We start from the raw sequence: 16,825 nt of genomic DNA on the forward strand, positions 1-16,825 counted from the left end.
AATCGAAAAAGCGCCGGTTACCCGGCGCTTTTGTCGTTCAGAGACCCTGAAGATAGAGATTGGAGCGACGTTCGTCGCCGATCCGGCCACCAGGCCCGTGACCGCAGATGAAACCGACATCGTCTCCAAGTGGCAGCACCTTGTCGCGGATCGAGTTCATGAGGGTCTGGTGATCCCCACCCGGCAGATCGGTTCGTCCGACCGAGCCGCTGAACAAGACGTCGCCGAGATGGGCAAACTTCTGGTCGCGGTTGAAGTAGATGACGTGCCCCGGTGCATGGCCCGGGCAGTGATAGACCTCGAACACATGATCACCGAAGCTCACCTTGTCACCGTCTTCGAGCCACTGGTCGGGAAGCACGCTGCGCAGTCCCGAAATGCCGTAGCTCGCCGCCTGGGTCTCGATGCGCTGCAAAAGCGGCAGATCGTCCTTGTGCGGCCCGATGATGGTAAGCCCGGTTTTTTCCTTAAGCTCCGCAGCACCGCCTGCGTGATCCAGATGCCCGTGCGTGAGCCAGATCGCCTTGAGCGTCAGGCCATTCTCAGCGATCACCTGCATGATGACATCAACATCCCCGCCCGGATCGACGATCACGCCCTCGCGCGTTTCATCGTCGAACAGGATCGTGCAGTTCTGCTGAAAGGGGGTTACCGGGATGATTCCCGCCTGTATCTGTCCCATGGGCTCGCTGTCCTTCTGATCGTGATCGACATGGGCCTTACCATGCCAGACCAACGAGAGAAACCACGGCGAGTTTCAACGAAACCGACTTAACGGGACAGGCCGTAAACCTGCGAGACGGGAGATGCCGGAAGCAGGGATGCCTGGGCGACGAGGAAGCTGGCTACCACCAACTTGGCCGTGAACACGAGGATCGCAACGGGGCGCAGGCTGGAGCTTGCGGAAATCTGGGCAGTGCGGTCACGGTTCATCATGGCGCGAATCCTCTCTCCTTCGGCAAAGCCTCGCCGAAGCGGCTTGTCCGGAACTTGTGATTGATCAGTGCAGTGGTAACGAGCATGCCGGCCATAGGTTTCCAGATCGATCTCTAACCTGTGCGATCAGCGTAAATTTGTTGGAAATTTGCTACACTTGCGCATAGTTTTGCCGGCAATCCCCGTCAAGGAGACGAGGATGAACGCTCGATCACATTGTGATGTCCGACGTTCGAAAAAGCGTCGCCTTCGGCGATGAGGCAATAACCGGCGGTGGCACTCGCGTCTGCGCCGGAGGAAAGGAATGAGAAGCGTGGCCCGACAGTCTGCGACGAAGACTGCCAAGAAGATCCTGCCGGACCTGCCGGTGGTCGATGACAAGTCGATCGACTTCGAAACCATCGAAAGCCTGTTTTTCGCCTATCGTGATTTCGTGTCCGATCCGGATGCCATCCTTGCCAAGCTCGGTTACGGACGCGCTCATCACCGCGTCGTGCATTTCGTCAGCCGCCGCCCCGGCATGACGGTCGCCGACCTCCTCGGCATCCTGCAGATTACCAAGCAGAGCCTTGCCCGGGTTCTGAAGGAACTGATCGACAGCGGCTATATCCGGCAAATGGCCGGCCCCGCCGACCGCCGCCAACGCCGTCTTTACCCGACGCTTGCCGGACGTGAACTGTCGCTGGCGCTCTCCGAACCACAGTCGCGCCGCATTGCCCATGCCATGCACGGCATGAGCGCCGACGAGCGCGCGACCGTGCGCCGGTTCCTGGACGGCATGCAGAGACAGACCGTGACCCAGCCCCTTGAAACGGACGGAGCCGACTGACGTGTCGAAGAAGATCGAGCTGACCGACGACGCCCCGCATCTCCTGGTGGTTGACGACGACACGCGTATTCGCGACCTCTTGCATCGGTTCCTCACGGAAAAAGGCTTCCGCGTCTCCGTCGCCGCCGACGCCGCAGAGGCACGCCGCAAGCTTGAAGGCCTGAGCTTCGATCTTCTCGTCCTCGACGTCATGATGCCCGGCGAATCCGGCCTTTCTCTCACCCAGAGCCTGTCCGACGAGAAGCGCGTGCCGGTCATTCTGCTAACCGCCCGATCCGAGGCCGACAGCCGCATTGCAGGCCTCGAAGCCGGCGCTGACGACTATCTCGCCAAACCTTTCGATCCGCGCGAACTGGTGCTCAGGATCAACAATATCCTCAAGCGCAACATGAATCCCGACGCGCCGAAGATCGAGCAGGTGATGTTCGGTCCTTACACCTTCTCGGTGCTGCGCAAGGAATTGCGCAAAGGCGCGGAAGTCATCCGTCTGACCGACCGCGAACAGGAAATCATGTATCTCTTCGCCACGCGAGCCGGCGACACGATCCCGCGCCACGAACTCGTCGGCAACGACGCGGAGGTCGGCGAGCGCACGATCGACGTCCAGATCAATCGCCTGCGGCGCAAGATCGAGGATGATCCCGCCAACCCCGTCTGGCTGCAGACAGTGCGCGGCATCGGTTATCGCCTCAGCATGGATTGAGGCTGCGGCAAGGGCGCGCGATGCGCCGAGGAAGTGTAAGCACATGACGCTGTTCGATCAGATCCGGCGGGATCACGACCGTAGCCCGGCGACCGGCCTGAAAGGCTTCCTCCGCTGGCTGCGTCATCGGCTGCCGACTGGCATCTACGCCCGATCCCTGCTGATCATCATCCTGCCGATGCTGATCCTGCAGACCGTCGTCGCCTTCGTTTTCATGGAGCGTCACTGGCAACTCGTCACGGAGCGACTGTCGGAAGCCGTGACACGAGACATCGCAGCCGTCATCGAACTTCTGCAGCGCTATCCTGACGACGATGACTTCGCCACCATCGCCGATGTCGCCGCCAGCAAGTTGAGCCTGATGGTCTCGATCGAACCCGGCACCGAACTGCCCTCCCCGAGACCGCGGCCCTTCTTCTCAATCCTCGACCAGATCCTGTCCGACGAGATCGCCGAGCAGATCCGTCGCCCCTTCTGGATCGACACGGTCGGAACCTCGCGCCTCGTCGAGATCCGCATCGTCATCGACGGCAGGACCTTGCGGATCTTCGCCCCGCGCAATTCCGCCTATGCTTCCAACACCCATATCTTCCTGGTCTGGATGGTTTCGACCGCGCTCGTGCTGATCGCCATTTCCATCCTCTTCCTGCGCGGTCAGATCCGCCCGATCATGGCCTTGGCCAACGCCGCCGAAAGCTTTGGCAAGGGGCAACGTCCGCCGGAAGACTTCTCGCCGCGCGGAGCCGACGAAGTGCGACACGTCGGCCTCGCCTTCATCCTGATGCGTGAGCGTATCGAACGGCAGATGGAACAGCGTACCGCCATGCTCGCGGGCGTCAGTCATGACCTTCGCACCATCCTCACGCGTTTTCGTCTGCAGCTGGCGCTCGCCGGTGATGGGCCGGAGATCGACAGCCTCAATCAGGACATCGACGACATGCAGAGCATGCTCGAAGGCTATCTCGATTTCGCCAAGGGAGAGGTCGAGGAAGATGTCGGCACGCTCGATCTTGGCGACCTCTTCGAGCGGGTCGCAGCCGACTTCAGCCTGCACAACCGCGCTTTCTCCTGGACGCTGGAGGGCGAGCCTCTGGTCCATGTGCGCCCCAACGCCTTCACGCGCCTGGTGACCAACCTCGCCTCCAATGCGCGACGCTACGCACACAGGCTCGACATCGACGCCCGCCACACGGCGAAATGGCTGATCATCGTTTTCGACGACGACGGCCCGGGCATTCCGAAGGAATCGCGCGACGATGTCTTCAAACCCTTCTATCGCCTCGATGAAGCCCGCAATCTCGATGCTTCCGGCACCGGGCTCGGCCTTGCCATCGCCCGCGACATCGCCCGCAGCCACGGCGGCAACGTTACACTCGAAGACAGCCCGCTCGGCGGCCTGCGCGCCATCATCCGCGTACCGGTCTGAGATCATTTCGGCCAGTAAAAAGGGGCCCGAGGGCCCCTGGTCACATCATCTTCTTGCCGTTCGGTACCGGCTGCTCGACAGCCGCGAGCACAATGGCGCCATTCTCGTCCTCGAATCCGAGCGTCAGAACCTCCGAGCGAAACGGCCCGATCTGGCGGGGCGGAAAATTGACCACCCCGAGCACCTGTCGTCCCATCAGCGTTTCCGGTGTGTAATGCACGGTGATCTGCGCAGAAGACTTCTTGATGCCGATCTCGGGACCGAAATCGATCTTCAGCTTGAAGGCCGGCTTGCGCGCTCCCGGAAAGCTCTCGACCTCTACGATCGTGCCGACACGAATGTCGACCTTCTCGAAATCGGCAAAGGTGATCTCGGAGCCGCTCACTGGGCGAGTTCCTCGGCCCGCTTGCGTGCCGCTTCGATCGCCTGATCGAACAGCGGCTGCATGCCGTCCTCAGCCATCAGCACCGAAAGCGCCGCCGCTGTGGTCCCGCCCGGGGAGGTCACATTCTTTCGCAACTGGGCAGCCGGGTCGGGGGACTGGTGCAACAATTCACCAGCCCCCGCGACCGTTTCTCGTGCGAGACGCATGGCGAGGTCCGCCGGCAGGCCCGCTTTCCGGCCTGCCTCTGCCATGCACTCGACGAGGTAAAAGACATAGGCCGGTCCGCTACCAGAAAGGGCGGTCACGGCATTGATGTCGGCTTCGCTCGAGACCCATTCGACCGGGCCGGACACCTGAAGAAGACGATGAACGATATCGCGCTGAGTTTCGGAAACGGCAGCATTGGCAAAGGCGCCGGTGACGCCACGGCCGACCATAGCAGGCGTATTGGGCATGGCGCGCACCATGGCTGCCTGGCCGAGATGACCTTCCATCGAGGCGATGGTCTTGCCGGCGGCAACGGAAACGACAGTCGTCTGCGGCCCGACAAGAGACTTGAGGCCGGGCAGGACGGCGTCCATCACTTGCGGCTTTAAGGCGAGAAACAGAATATCCGCGATCAGACCTTCCGGCGGCGTGGCCGAGTAGCGGGCACCGGCCTCGTTGATCGCCGCCATCATCTTGTCGGATGGACCGGGATCGAGCACCGTCACGGCACTGCCCTGCACACCGCTCTTCAGCCAGCCGGCCAGCATCGCGCCGCCCATGTTGCCGGCTCCGACGAGGACAATCTGTCCGAATGCGGCATCCGTCATTCTCAGGCTTCTCCGACCGTCTCGAACAGGACGGCATCCATGGCGCTCTTGGCGTCCATGCCGGACCAGACGACGAACTGGAAGGCCTGGTAGTAGGCTTCGCAGGCATCGACGGCGGAGGAAAGCAGCACCTCGACCTGGCGATTGGTCGGCTCGGCACCACCGGCGAGCAGCAGAGACTGGCGGAAGATCACCACGTCCTCGTTCCGCCACAGGTCAAAATGGCCCATCAGGACCTGGCCATTGACGTAGGAAAGAAGCTTGATGACTTCGTTGAGGCGGTTTTCAGGGATCTTCAGGTCGAAGGCGGAAGCCAGATGCAGCGCCTCGAACTCCTCCATCCAGGAGAAGGAGACATGGTAATCGGCCCAGCGCCCCTCGACAGTCATTGCGATTTCGTCTTCGCCCGAACGCTCGAACGACCAGTCATTGGTCGCCGCGACAAACTCGATCATGTCGACCGGGTTGGATTGGCGTTCGACTTCGATTTCCATGAGGCTCATGCATCACCTTCTTGACCGGAATGAATACGGGCACCCGGCGAACCGCCGGGCCACTCGGACACCTGAACCGGAAACTACTGAAAACGATTCCGAAGGACCCCAGGGTAGAACACGCACCCTGTCCGAAACTTACGCGGCCCCCGCTCAGAATCATCGTTGAAAATCAGTGTATAATCGTGAGGGGCCAGCACCAGCCCCCTTCGCCATATTTGACTGTGTGACCTGTGGATGGCGCTTTCAGAATCGCCTTTGCATCACCCCATAAGCGACTCTGCCGATTGGCTTTTTCGCAGCTGTCCACAAGCTGCAATTTTTTCGTGGGTTCCGGTCCACGCAACACCCGTCAAGGTGCTGAAAATGCAAAAAGACCCAAAGCCACAGGCAATGGGTCTTCCTAAGCCTTGCGGCGTCTCGCGAAGCTAGATCGAAACGGGAGAGCCGTTACTTCGGCTGGGTCGAGAGCTGAGCCTCGAGAGCCTCGATGCGCTTCTGCAGCGCGTCGTTCTCCTCGCGCGCCTTCAGCGCCATCTCGCGCACGACGTCGAACTCTTCGCGTTTAACGAGATCCATATTGTTCAGCCAGCGCTCGGCCTGGGCGTGGAACGCCGTTTCGAGCTCCTTGCGCACGCCCTGGGCGGCGCCGGCGGCGTCCGTCATCAACTTGGCGAAATCATCGAGAATACGGTTGGGGCCGGTCGACATGGAAAACTCCTCTCAAGCAGACTGCGGACTGGAAAATCGGTAACTGCAGATGAGGTAGGACCAGACAGGCCGGCACGCAAGACGCGAAGGACAGATAAAGGTGGTTGACGGTGTCGCAGCCGCCTCGATTCCATCTTGACCGTGCCAATTCGCAACGCCATTTTCCAGCAGCATTAACGAAAGTACTCCATTGTTGTCAGTTCTGGACCTTTTCGCCGCCGTATCCTTTCCCGCGATCGACCCGGTCGCCTTTTCGATCGGCCCGCTGGCGGTCCATTGGTATGGCCTCGCCTATGTTGCCGGCATCCTCCTCGGCTGGTTGATCGCCCGCGATCTCCTGAAGCGCCCGCATCTGTGGCCGAACGGCCAGGCGCCCGCCACCTTGCAACAGATCGACGACTTCATCCTGTGGGTCGCGATCGGCGTCGTCGCCGGCGGCCGTCTCGGCTATATCTTCTTCTATGACTTCGCCTCGGTTGCCGCCAATCCGATGCGGGCGATCGAAGTCTGGAACGGCGGCATGTCCTTCCATGGCGGCTTCATCGGCGCGACGCTCGCCATGGTCTACTTCGCCCGGAAACATCAGATCCGCCTGTGGAGCCTCTTCGATCTGGTCGCCAGCGTCGTGCCGCTCGGTCTGCTGTTCGGGCGCATCGCAAACTTCATCAACGGCGAACTTTGGGGCCGGCCGGCCGATGTGCCGTGGGCGATGGCCTTTCCAACCGGAGGCCCCTTCCCCCGCCATCCGAGCCAACTCTATGAAGCAGCACTCGAGGGTCTGGTCCTGCTCATCGTGCTGCAGATCCTTGCCCGCGCATTCGGCGCCCTGCGCGCGCCCGGTCGCATCACCGGCATTTTCGTTGCCGGCTACGCCTCGGCCCGCATCTTCGTCGAATTCTTCCGCGAGCCCGACGTCCAGCTCGGCTATCTCTATGGCGGCTGGCTGACCATGGGCATGGTGCTGTCGCTGCCGATGGTGCTGATCGGGATCTGGATTTTCGTGCGGTCGGGGCGTCAGACCCCCGCGACCCAAGGCTGAGGAGCCAAGATGGCCACACCGCTCGCCGAAAAGATCAAGTCTCTGATCTCAGCCAATGGCCCGATCAGCATCACGGACTATTTCGCCCTCTGCCTCGCCGACCCCGAACACGGCTATTATCGCACCCGCCATCCGTTCGGCCGTGCCGGCGATTTCGTCACGGCACCCGAGATCAGCCAGCTGTTCGGCGAGATGCTCGGCATCTTCATGGTCAACACCTGGCAGCGCCACGGCGAACCGCGCGACGTGCGCCTCGTCGAAATCGGCCCTGGCCGCGGCACGATGATGGCCGACATGCTGAGGGTGATATCCCGCACAGCGCCGGAACTTTACGAAACGGCCACCGTCCACCTCGTCGAAACAAGCGCGCTCCTGAAACTCACCCAGATGGAAACGCTCTCCAGCCACGGCGACAAGGTCTCCTGGCATGAAAGCTTCGACGGCGTACCTGAGGGGTTCACCCTGCTCGCAGCCAACGAACTCTTCGATGCGATCCCCATCCGCCAGTTCGTCAAGACCGCAGAGGGTTTTCGCGAACGCATGGTCGGTATCGACGACGGTGACGAACTGTGCTTCACGCTCGGCGTCGCGACGCTCGACCCGTCCATGCTGCCGCAGGGTGCCGATGCGGCTGCCGATGGCGAAATCTTCGAGGTGGCCCCTGCCCGCCAGTCGGTGATGCTGACGATCTGCGAGCGCCTGAAGAACAGTCACGGCACCGCGCTGATCATCGACTATGGCCACATGGTCACCAATTTCGGCGACACACTCCAGGCGGTGCGCGCCCATGAGTACGATCCGCCGCTCGCCCATCCGGGGCTCGCCGATCTCACCAGCCATGTCGACTTCGAAAACCTCGCCCGCACTGCCCTTGCCGCCGGCGTGCATCTGAACGGCTGCATGCATCAGGGTGACTTCCTCGTCGGGCTCGGCATCGAGCAGCGCGCAGCCTCGCTCGGTCGCGACAAGGACGAGAAGATGCAAGCCGAAATCGTCGAGGCCGTGCATCGCCTCGCCGGCGCCGGCAACGGCTACATGGGCGAGCTGTTCAAGGTCATGGCGGTCTCCATGCCTGTCGTCCACTTGTTGCCATTCAAGTCCAAGCATTGACAGGACGGGGTGCGATCTGCACGATCGCGCCCGTTCCAGACGGCTTGATTTTGAAGAAAGCCGATTGAATCCAATCGTTTCGCAGTATCCGCATTGCATACGCGTGATTTGCCAAGGCTCAGGAGACCGATCATGAGCACAGCCAACCAGCCACGCCCCATCACCGCAGAAAGCCTCGACGCCACGACTGCAGCCGGCATCCGCCACGGCTTCTTCACCCGTGACGGCGGCGTTTCGGAAGGCATCTATCGCGGCCTCAATGTCGGCATCGGCTCGAATGACGACCCTGACCGGGTGCGCGAGAACCGCCGCCGCGTCAGCGCCTGGTTCGGCCTGCCGCTTGAACGGCTTGCCACCGCCCATCAAGTCCATTCGCCCGACGTCGTGGTGGTCGGCGACAATTATGACGGCAGCCGGCCAGAGGCTGATGCCCAAGTCACGGCAAGCCCGGGCGTGGTGCTCGGCGTCTTGACCGCCGATTGCGGCCCGATCCTGTTTGCCGACCCTGAGAACCGGGTGATCGGTGCGGCCCATGCAGGCTGGAAGGGCGCACTGGCTGGGGTTCTTGAAAACACCGTGGACGCTATGATCGCGCTCGGCGCTCGCCGCGAGGCGATCCGGGCGACCCTCGGCCCTTCGATCTCCCAGAACAATTACGAAGTCGGTCCGGAATTCGTCGACCGCTTCCTCGCCGCCAATCCGGAATTCGAGGCCTTCTTCACCCCCTCGTCCAAGCCCGGCCACGCGATGTTCGACCTGCCCGGCCTGACCATCATGCGCCTAAGCCAAGCTGGCGTCATCGCCGACAGCACCGGCCACTGCACCTATGCGGCGCCTGAGACGTTCTATTCCTATCGCCGGACGACCCATGCGGGCGAACCCGACTATGGGCGGCAGATATCCGCGATCGCGATCATGGAGAAATAAGATGGCCCTGCACTTCACCGAAAGCGAATTCTCCGCTCGTCGCACCCGCCTGATGGCCCGTATGGCCGAGGAAAAGCTCGACGCTCTGCTGCTCTTCGCGCAAGAGAGCATGTATTGGCTGACCGGCTACGACACCTTCGGCTACTGCTTCTTCCAGACCTTGGTCGTCAAGGCAGACGGCAGCCTGACGCTGCTCACCCGGACCCCCGACCTGCGTCAGGCCAAGCAGACCTCGACGATCGAAAACATCGTCGTCTGGGTCGATCGGATGAATGCCGACCCTGCCGTCGATCTGCGCAACCTCTTGAGCGATCTCGATCTTCTCGGCATGCGCGTCGGCGTCGAATACGACACCCATGGGATGACCGGTCGCGTCGCACGGCTCGTCGACAACCAGCTCAACAATTTCTGCGAAGCTGTGGATGCCTCCTACCTCGTCAGCAATCTCCGCCTGGTAAAGTCGCCGGCCGAGATCGCCAAGGTGACCGAGGCTGCTGAACTGGCCGACCTCGCCTTCGACGCCGCACTGCCCCTGATCGGGCCTGGTGCCGACGAAGCGGAGATCCTCGCCGCCATGCAGTCGGCGGTGTTGGCGGGCGGCGGCGATTATCCGGCCAATCCCTTCGTCATCGGATCGGCCGCCGATGCGCTTCTCTGCCGCTACAAATCCGGTCGCCGAAAGCTGTCCGCCAACGACCAGTTGACGCTCGAATGGGCCGGCGTCGCCTCCCATTATCATGCCCCGATGCTGCGCACCGTCCTGATCGGCGAAGCCACTTCGCGGCACCGCGAACTGTTCACAGCGGCAACCGAGGGCATGCGGGCAATCGAACAGGTACTGCGCCCCGGTCACACCTTCGGCGAAGTCTTCGACGCCCATGCCAAGGTGATGGACGACCGTGGCCTGACCCGGCATCGCTTCAATGCCTGCGGCTATTCGGTCGGCGCCCGTTTCGCGCCGTCCTGGATGGAGCACCAGATGTTCCACGCCGGCAACCCGCTGGAGATCGCAGCCGACATGACCGTCTTCGTGCACATGATCATCATGGACAGTGACAAGGAAGCGGCGATGACCATCGGGCATACCTACCTGACGACGGAAGCCGGCCCGCGCGCCCTCTCGCGCCATCCGCTCGACCTGATCAGCGTCTGACGGAGCTCGCGGTAAGCCTTTGTCGAGGGGATGGCACGGTTTTGCCTGTCTGTTCAGGGAATTGACAGGCTAACCATGCTAGTCACATTAATTGTGACAGGATCGAAGCGGAAGGACCCGCCGTGGTGAGATGTTCTCGCAGGATGACCACGAAGCTCGCCGGCATCCTCTGCCTGCTGGCGCTGATCTCGGGCTGCAACAGCACGGATGTGCTGACGCCCCCGGCCGATGTCGGCAATGGCAGTCTGCCGCAGACCTATTCCCAGGAGCTTGCAGCCCCGGCAGGCGGCACTCAGCCGGTTCAAAGTGCACCGCTCGGCCAGCCCGGCGTTTATACCGAGCCAGTGCGCGGCCCGCAGAATTCACTGGAGGCCCAGGCGGCAGCTCTGGCACAGGGCGGCCGCAATCCCGTGGCCTCCGCACCGCTTGATGGCGCGCCTGAACAGACGTTCCCCAGTGCCCCACAGCAGCAGGCCACCACCCTACAGGCAACGCAACCCGCTCAGCCTGCTCCACAGGCGACACAGTCCCAGCAGGCAGCCCTGCCCCCGGCCGCACAATCGACGGGCAGCATCCGCTTCCTGCCGATCATCGGCGCACCGGTTCAGGCGGTCACGCCACTCTCCCGCCAGCTCGGCGCCGAGGCGCGTGCCCGTGGCCTCACCATCAAGAGTGCCAGCGACGCTTCGAGCGAGCACATCCTCAAGGGCTACTTCTCCGCCTTCTCCGATGGCGGGAATGTCACGGTCACCTATGTCTGGGATGTCCTCGATGGCAGCGGCGGACGGCTGCATCGCATCCAGGGCCAGGAGGTCGTGCCATCGGGTGCGCAGGACCCCTGGGCTGGCGTGCCGGCCTCCGTCATGCAGCAGATCGCGACCAAGAGCATGGCCGAATATGTATCATGGCGGAACACTCGCGCGGGTTGACGCCCAAGTGACATCCGCCCTGTAAAACCGCAAATCATGCGCCCCATTTGGCGCATCAACCGAAAATATGGGCCTTGCCGTCCAAACCTCTTGCATTCAGGGGGAAGGGCGCTAAAAAGCCCGCATCTCAGCATGGTAACAGGCGGGCCAAGATGAAGGTTTTCGCAGGTAATTCGAACCGGCAACTGGCCGAAACGATCTGCTCCTATCTCAACGTACCACTCGGCAAGGCCAGCGTCCGCCGTTTCGCAGACCAGGAAATCTTCGTAGAGATCCAGGAAAACGTGCGTGGCGAGGACGTGTTCGTCGTTCAATCGACGTCCTTCCCGACGAACGACCACTTGATGGAACTGCTGATCATGATCGACGCCTTCCGTCGATCCTCGGCACGCCGCATCACGGCCGTTCTTCCCTATTTCGGCTATGCCCGCCAGGACCGAAAACCCGGTCCTCGCACGCCGATCTCGGCAAAGCTGGTCGCAAACCTGATCACCGAGGCTGGTGCCGACCGCGTTCTGACGCTCGACCTGCATGCCGGTCAGATCCAGGGCTTCTTCGACATTCCGACGGACAATCTTTATGCCGTGCCGCTCCTGGCGCGCGACATCAAGGAAAAGTACGACACCAACAACGTCATGGTCGTTTCGCCTGACGTCGGCGGCGTGGTGCGTGCCCGTTCGCTTGCCAAGCGCCTCGACTGTCTGCTGGCAATCGTCGACAAGCGCCGTGATCGTCCGGGTGAATCCGAAGTGATGAACGTCATTGGTGAGGTCGCCGGCAAGGACTGCATCCTGATCGACGATATCGTCGATTCCGGCGGCACGCTTTGCAATGCGGCCGAAGCGCTTCTGAAGAACGGCGCGACCAGCGTGACCGCCTATATCACCCATGGCGTGCTCTCCGGTGGTGCCGTGACACGTGTCGCCTCCTCCAAGCTGCGCGAGCTCGTGATCACCGACTCGATCCAGCCAACTACGGCCGTCCAGTCGGCGCACAACATTCGCGTGCTCTCGACGGCGACGCTACTCGGCGAAGCAATCAACCGTACGAGCCAGGAAGAGTCGGTCTCCAGTCTGTTCGACTGAGACCGATCCTTAACAGTTAAGATTAAGACCGACAAAGCGATGTGAGCGGTGTCACAGCCACTTGCACGCGGTCTTTGCTTTGCATACAGCTTCGCCCGCAATACTTCCTTTCGGACCCGGCACCCCCGGCTTTTGCGCGTGAGTTGATGGCTCTCTCGGTTGAACGACTTCTGGCCAATCCAGATCTGCATGAAACGGTCCAGGACCAGTCCAGGGCCTTGCTGCGCGTCAACGAGGAAAGCCCGAGGCTCGCTGCGGTGTTCGGGACTCAGCAACGCTGGCTGCTGGGTCATCTGGCGATGAGCCACTATTTCCAGGAGGTCGCCCGCGGCAATCCGGAACCCGTCATTCTGATGGCCCGCTTCCTGGAACAGGTAAAGACACTGGGCATATCTTCGGTCAACACCGCGGACGCCTTCATCAAGGAGATGCTGGTCTACGGCATCGCCCGGCACGGCCAGACGCCCGACCGCCGCAACCGCCCCTTCGTACCTGCACCGATCACGATCGCGGCGACCCGCCACTGGGTCTTCATTCATCTGACCAGCCTCGACCGGCTGGACGGCGGCAACAGGCTGGATGCCTTCGAGGCGGACGAAACGATCCTCGCCCGGCTGCATCCCGAGATCACCCGCCGCGCCATGGTCTCGCAGGAAATCCGCACACCGCCCAAGACCTGGTCGCTGTTCACCTGGCTGAACAATGGCGGCATCGTCATGGACTGGCTGATGGTCGGGGTCGACCCGGTCGATCCGGCAGTCGAACGCGTGCCCACGCAGGTGCGCTCCGTGCCGGAGCTTGCGGAAAATTTCCGGCTCTCCCGCACCCATCTGACGCGTAAGCTGCGCGAAGCAGAAGCGATCGGCAGTGTCGGCTGGGAAGGCAATCGCGGTCGCTCGACCATGTGGATTTCCCGCGACTTCCTGCAGGAATACCTCGCCACGCAGGCCGTCAAGCTTGCAGTCATCGATGCCGCCTGCGAGGCCGTCGGCCTGCGCTGATCAAGTGCTGCCGGAAGGACGCGTCATCTCCGGCAGCGGGCAGGCTTCGCCACCCCCAAACAGCCGCGAGCGCGTGAGAAAACGCCGCTCGCGTCCGTTGTCGAGCGAGAACATGCCGCCCCTGCCAGGCACCACGTCGATGATCAGTTGGGTATGCGCCCAGACCGCATGCTGGCTGCCGCTGATATAGAATGGCACGCCGCTGATTTCGCCGAGCTTCACATCCGTTTCGCCCACCCGGTAGTCGCTCGCCGGATAACACATCGGCGAAGACCCGTCGCAACAGCCTCCGGACTGGTGAAAGAGGATGTCGGGATAATCCCTCTGGATTTCGGCAAGAAACGCCAGCGCGGCGTCGGTTGCGACCACGCGGAGTTGGCCGGTGTCTGTATTCATCAAAATTCCTCCAGCAGGCCCGCTAAATCTGTCGAGGTTCTTGGCTGGAGGAGGCGAAAACGGTCATGTTCGAGAACCGGAGCGGAGCGTACTTCAAGTACGTGAGCACCGGAAGCGCAGACCATGAGCGTTTGCAGCCCCTCCAGACACGAAGATCGGCGGATTTAGAAGAAGCCGAGGGCCTTCGGGCTGTAGCTCACCAGCATGTTCTTGGTCTGCTGGTAGTGGTCGAGCATCATCTTGTGCGTCTCGCGACCGATGCCCGACTGTTTGTAGCCGCCGAATGCCGCATGCGCCGGATAGGCATGGTAGCAATTGGTCCACACACGACCGGCCTGGATGTTACGGCCGAAGTTGTAGCAGGTATTCGCATCGCGGCTCCATACGCCGGCACCGAGGCCATAAAGCGTGTCGTTGGCGATTTCGAGCGCTTCCGCCTCGTCCTTGAAGGTCGTGACCGAAACGACAGGCCCGAAGATCTCCTCTTGGAAGACGCGCATCTTGTTATGGCCCTTGAACACCGTCGGCTTGACGTAGTAACCGCCGGCAAGTTCACCCGAGAGAGTGTTGCGCTCGCCGCCGATCAGCACCTCGGCGCCTTCCTGGCGACCGATATCCATATAGGACAGGATCTTTTCCAGCTGCTCGGAGGACGCCTGTGCCCCGATCATCGTCGACATGTCGAGCGGGTCACCCTGACGGATGGCGCCCACGCGCTTCAGTGCCTTTTCCATGAAACGATCGTAGATCTTCTCATGCACCAGCGCACGGCTCGGGCATGTGCAGACCTCGCCCTGATTGAGTGCGAACATCGCAAAGCCTTCGAGCGCCTTGTCGAGATAGTCGTCGTCCTCGCGCATCACGTCTTCGAAGAAGATGTTCGGCGACTTGCCGCCGAGCTCCAGCGTCACCGGGATCAGGTTCTGGCTGGCATATTGCATGATGAGGCGACCGGTCGAGGTCTCGCCGGTGAAAGCGATCTTGGCAATGCGCGGGCTGGTCGCGAGCGGCTTGCCGGCCTCCAGACCAAAACCGTTGACGATGTTGAGCACGCCCGGCGGCAGAAGATCGCCGACGAGTTCGATCCACACGAGGATCGAAGCTGGAGTCTGCTCGGCCGGCTTCAGGACCACGCAGTTGCCGGCAGCCAGCGCCGGCGCCATCTTCCAGGCCGCCATCAGGATTGGGAAGTTCCAGGGAATGATCTGCCCGACGACCCCGAGCGGCTCATGGAAGTGATAGGCGATCGTGTCGTGATCGACTTCGCCGATCGTGCCTTCCTGAGCGCGGATGCATGACGCGAAATAGCGGAAATGGTCGATCGCGAGCGGAATGTCGGCCGCCATGGTCTCGCGCAGCGGCTTGCCATTGTCCCAGGTCTCGGCCCGGGCGAGCAGTTCGAGATTGTCCTCCATCCGCTGCGCGATCTTCATCAGGATGTTGGAACGCTCCGTCGTTGACGTCCGGCCCCATTTGTCCTTGGCGGCATGGGCCGCATCGAGTGCGAGATTGATGTCATGCTCGTCGGAGCGCGCGACGTCGCAGAGCTTGCCTCCGGTCACCGGCGTGGTGTTCTCGAAGTAGCGACCATTGACCGGCTCGCGGAACTCGCCACCGATGAAATTGCCGTATTTCAGTTTGAACGGCGAAGCCGCAATGGTCTGGACCTGAATGTTCATCTGTCATCCTCCCTGTGAAAGGACCCCTCCTCGGGTCCCGATGGCAGGATGATTGCTGCGTTCCGGGTCAGTAGATAGTGGCGCGAAACAGTGCTGCAGCGCACAGTGTTTCAGGAATGCGACACATAACGCCCGGTCAGTGCAGCTGGAAGCGCTTCATCTTCCGATGCAGTGTCGCGCGGCTGATGCCGAGCATCTGGGCGGCTTGTGAGACATTGCCATTGGTGCGCGACAGCACGCGGCGCAATGCAGCCCGCTCGGCATCGTCGAGATCGCTGGTCGCCTCGCCGCGCGTCTCGCGCAGCGCATCTGCGGCCGGCATGCCCTGAGCAATCAGACCATCATCGATCTTGAGGGCCAGACGCGCCGCCTTGGTCGCACCAAGGATCAGGTCGTCGCCGTCGACCGCGATCAATGCAGACATGGAATTCGCCTGAGGCACGACGACGATCCGCGCGCCGGCAAACGCCTGGCGGAAGAGATTGCTTTCGACTCGGGCTGCCGCATCCCGCACGGCCTGAGACAGCACCGCAAGCGTCATGTCCGAAACATCGTTGCGGCAGGTGGAAACATCGAGCGCCGCCGTCAGCCGACCCAGATGGTCGCGAATGGGTGCGGTCGCGCAAGACAAACCGATATTGGCGCTCATGAAGTGCTGGTCGCGGTGAATGACGACGGCACGTTCGTCGGCAAGCGCCGTGCCGATGCCGTTGGTGCCGACGCTTGCCTCGCTCCACAGCGTCTGCTGCCAGAGCCCCAGCGCCCGGAACTCGACATCGTCACCGGGCGCACCACGCCGGTCGACCACGATGCCGTTTTGGTCGGCGAGAATGATGCAACAACCGGATTTCCCGACCAGCTGATAAAGCCGGTCCACCTCGTCGGTGGAGCTGCCGATCAGCCGCTCCATGCGCTCGCGCGCTTCGCGGTACATCGCCGCGTCGACCTGCACAGGCTTGCGCGCCTCTTCGGGTTGCAGGTTATAAAGGTTGAGGCAGCGGCTCCAGGAAGCCGCGACCGGAGAGGTCACAGCGGCCGATGCCTTCTGTGCCGTCAAGTAGACGAGTTCGGAATGTCTGGTGTCCTGACGCATCGGCTCCTCCCAAAGCACGGGTGGCAGTATGCGCTTTCCGACACCGGAGGCAATCGCTCATCTAAGCGGCAAATGACCACACAAGATTTCGTCGTCAGGAATGACGCAAATCTG

At 62.0% G+C, this 16,825-nt stretch carries 19 protein-coding genes; 10 read left to right on the forward strand and 9 right to left on the reverse strand.

Features of this window, described 5'->3' with window-relative positions:
* Positions 1–37: 37 nt before the first annotated feature.
* Entirely contained in the window at positions 38–682 is a 645-nt protein-coding gene (locus tag QWE_RS07895) for an MBL fold metallo-hydrolase (RefSeq protein WP_006725579.1), read from the reverse strand.
* Between the two features lie 89 nt (positions 683–771).
* Positions 772–936, reverse strand: coding sequence for a hypothetical protein (locus QWE_RS25230; RefSeq protein WP_157790687.1), 165 nt, complete (start codon positions 934–936; stop codon positions 772–774).
* Between the two features lie 304 nt (positions 937–1,240).
* On the opposite strand from QWE_RS25230, the gene QWE_RS07900 reads away from it, so the two are divergent.
* From QWE_RS07900 to QWE_RS07910, 3 genes are read left to right on the forward strand one after another with little or no spacing between them, the layout of a single operon-like run.
* Positions 1,241–1,765 carry a MarR family winged helix-turn-helix transcriptional regulator gene (locus QWE_RS07900; RefSeq protein ID WP_006725580.1) on the forward strand — a complete coding sequence of 175 codons (525 nt, stop codon included), beginning with the start codon at positions 1,241–1,243 and terminating at the stop codon, positions 1,763–1,765.
* Position 1,766: 1 nt separating this feature from the next.
* A complete protein-coding gene (locus tag QWE_RS07905) occupies positions 1,767–2,468 on the forward strand; it encodes a response regulator (RefSeq protein WP_006725581.1) in 702 nt (233 codons plus the stop codon).
* 43 nt (positions 2,469–2,511) lie between these two features.
* Entirely contained in the window at positions 2,512–3,894 is a 1,383-nt protein-coding gene (locus QWE_RS07910) for an ATP-binding protein (RefSeq protein ID WP_006725582.1), read from the forward strand.
* Between the two features lie 40 nt (positions 3,895–3,934).
* On the opposite strand, the gene QWE_RS07915 is transcribed toward QWE_RS07910, so the two are convergent.
* The 4 genes from QWE_RS07915 to QWE_RS07930 all read right to left on the reverse strand — a co-directional run bounded on the left by QWE_RS07915 (position 3,935) and on the right by QWE_RS07930 (position 6,299).
* Entirely contained in the window at positions 3,935–4,279 is a 345-nt protein-coding gene (locus QWE_RS07915) for a tRNA-binding protein (RefSeq protein WP_006725583.1), read from the reverse strand.
* Entirely contained in the window at positions 4,276–5,094 is an 819-nt protein-coding gene (gene proC / locus QWE_RS07920; protein ID WP_006725584.1) for a pyrroline-5-carboxylate reductase, read from the reverse strand. The genes QWE_RS07915 and proC overlap by 4 nt, the downstream gene beginning before the upstream one ends.
* A gap of 2 nt (positions 5,095–5,096) precedes the next feature.
* On the reverse strand, positions 5,097–5,597 hold the full coding sequence (locus QWE_RS07925) for a type III secretion system chaperone family protein (RefSeq protein ID WP_006725585.1): 501 nt from the start codon (positions 5,595–5,597) through the stop codon (positions 5,097–5,099).
* Positions 5,598–6,038: 441 nt separating this feature from the next.
* Positions 6,039–6,299 (reverse strand): accessory factor UbiK family protein, encoded by a 261-nt coding sequence (locus QWE_RS07930; protein ID WP_006725586.1) that lies wholly within the window; start codon positions 6,297–6,299, stop codon positions 6,039–6,041.
* A gap of 190 nt (positions 6,300–6,489) precedes the next feature.
* Between QWE_RS07930 and lgt the strand changes: the two genes are divergently transcribed.
* The 7 genes from lgt to QWE_RS07965 all read left to right on the forward strand — a co-directional run bounded on the left by lgt (position 6,490) and on the right by QWE_RS07965 (position 13,543).
* Complete coding sequence (gene lgt / locus QWE_RS07935) at positions 6,490–7,338, forward strand: prolipoprotein diacylglyceryl transferase (protein WP_006725587.1); 849 nt, start codon at positions 6,490–6,492, stop codon at positions 7,336–7,338.
* Positions 7,339–7,347: 9 nt separating this feature from the next.
* Positions 7,348–8,448, forward strand: coding sequence for a class I SAM-dependent methyltransferase (locus tag QWE_RS07940; RefSeq protein WP_006725588.1), 1,101 nt, complete (start codon positions 7,348–7,350; stop codon positions 8,446–8,448).
* A 132-nt stretch (positions 8,449–8,580) separates the two neighbouring features.
* Complete coding sequence (gene pgeF / locus QWE_RS07945; RefSeq protein ID WP_006725589.1) at positions 8,581–9,375, forward strand: peptidoglycan editing factor PgeF; 795 nt, start codon at positions 8,581–8,583, stop codon at positions 9,373–9,375.
* Position 9,376: 1 nt separating this feature from the next.
* A complete protein-coding gene (locus tag QWE_RS07950) occupies positions 9,377–10,528 on the forward strand; it encodes a M24 family metallopeptidase (protein ID WP_006725590.1) in 1,152 nt (383 codons plus the stop codon).
* A gap of 143 nt (positions 10,529–10,671) precedes the next feature.
* Positions 10,672–11,457, forward strand: coding sequence for a hypothetical protein (locus QWE_RS07955; protein WP_006725591.1), 786 nt, complete (start codon positions 10,672–10,674; stop codon positions 11,455–11,457).
* 152 nt (positions 11,458–11,609) lie between these two features.
* Positions 11,610–12,542: a ribose-phosphate pyrophosphokinase gene (locus QWE_RS07960; protein WP_006725592.1), complete on the forward strand. Its 933-nt coding sequence runs from the start codon at positions 11,610–11,612 to the stop codon at positions 12,540–12,542.
* 146 nt (positions 12,543–12,688) lie between these two features.
* The gene (locus QWE_RS07965) at positions 12,689–13,543 is read left to right on the forward strand and encodes a hypothetical protein (protein ID WP_006725593.1); all 855 of its coding nucleotides are present in this window, start codon (positions 12,689–12,691) and stop codon (positions 13,541–13,543) included.
* Here the strand turns inward: QWE_RS07965 and QWE_RS07970 are convergent, their stop codons facing one another.
* The 3 genes from QWE_RS07970 to QWE_RS07980 all read right to left on the reverse strand — a co-directional run bounded on the left by QWE_RS07970 (position 13,544) and on the right by QWE_RS07980 (position 16,711).
* The gene (locus QWE_RS07970; RefSeq protein ID WP_006725594.1) at positions 13,544–13,939 is read right to left on the reverse strand and encodes a DUF779 domain-containing protein; all 396 of its coding nucleotides are present in this window, start codon (positions 13,937–13,939) and stop codon (positions 13,544–13,546) included.
* 164 nt (positions 13,940–14,103) lie between these two features.
* Complete coding sequence (gene adh, locus QWE_RS07975) at positions 14,104–15,618, reverse strand: aldehyde dehydrogenase (RefSeq protein ID WP_006725595.1); 1,515 nt, start codon at positions 15,616–15,618, stop codon at positions 14,104–14,106.
* Between the two features lie 136 nt (positions 15,619–15,754).
* Positions 15,755–16,711 (reverse strand): helix-turn-helix domain-containing protein, encoded by a 957-nt coding sequence (locus tag QWE_RS07980; RefSeq protein WP_006725596.1) that lies wholly within the window; start codon positions 16,709–16,711, stop codon positions 15,755–15,757.
* Between the last annotated feature and the right edge of the window lie 114 nt (positions 16,712–16,825).

This window comes from Agrobacterium albertimagni AOL15, assembly GCF_000300855.1.
Classification (GTDB): Bacteria; Pseudomonadota; Alphaproteobacteria; order Rhizobiales; family Rhizobiaceae; genus Allorhizobium; species Allorhizobium albertimagni.

Coding starts and splice junctions, on each gene's coding strand:
- QWE_RS07895 (WP_006725579.1), bottom strand. CDS start 682: ATGGGACAGATACAGGCGGGAATCATCCCGGTAACCCCCTTTCAGCAG.
- QWE_RS25230 (WP_157790687.1), bottom strand. CDS start 936: ATGATGAACCGTGACCGCACTGCCCAGATTTCCGCAAGCTCCAGCCTG.
- QWE_RS07900 (WP_006725580.1), top strand. CDS start 1,241: ATGAGAAGCGTGGCCCGACAGTCTGCGACGAAGACTGCCAAGAAGATC.
- QWE_RS07910 (WP_006725582.1), top strand. CDS start 2,512: ATGACGCTGTTCGATCAGATCCGGCGGGATCACGACCGTAGCCCGGCG.
- proC (WP_006725584.1), bottom strand. CDS start 5,094: ATGACGGATGCCGCATTCGGACAGATTGTCCTCGTCGGAGCCGGCAAC.
- QWE_RS07925 (WP_006725585.1), bottom strand. CDS start 5,597: ATGAGCCTCATGGAAATCGAAGTCGAACGCCAATCCAACCCGGTCGAC.
- QWE_RS07930 (WP_006725586.1), bottom strand. CDS start 6,299: ATGTCGACCGGCCCCAACCGTATTCTCGATGATTTCGCCAAGTTGATG.
- QWE_RS07940 (WP_006725588.1), top strand. CDS start 7,348: ATGGCCACACCGCTCGCCGAAAAGATCAAGTCTCTGATCTCAGCCAAT.
- pgeF (WP_006725589.1), top strand. CDS start 8,581: ATGAGCACAGCCAACCAGCCACGCCCCATCACCGCAGAAAGCCTCGAC.
- QWE_RS07950 (WP_006725590.1), top strand. CDS start 9,377: ATGGCCCTGCACTTCACCGAAAGCGAATTCTCCGCTCGTCGCACCCGC.
- QWE_RS07955 (WP_006725591.1), top strand. CDS start 10,672: ATGACCACGAAGCTCGCCGGCATCCTCTGCCTGCTGGCGCTGATCTCG.
- QWE_RS07960 (WP_006725592.1), top strand. CDS start 11,610: ATGAAGGTTTTCGCAGGTAATTCGAACCGGCAACTGGCCGAAACGATC.
- QWE_RS07965 (WP_006725593.1), top strand. CDS start 12,689: ATGGCTCTCTCGGTTGAACGACTTCTGGCCAATCCAGATCTGCATGAA.
- QWE_RS07970 (WP_006725594.1), bottom strand. CDS start 13,939: ATGAATACAGACACCGGCCAACTCCGCGTGGTCGCAACCGACGCCGCG.
- adh (WP_006725595.1), bottom strand. CDS start 15,618: ATGAACATTCAGGTCCAGACCATTGCGGCTTCGCCGTTCAAACTGAAA.
- QWE_RS07980 (WP_006725596.1), bottom strand. CDS start 16,711: ATGCGTCAGGACACCAGACATTCCGAACTCGTCTACTTGACGGCACAG.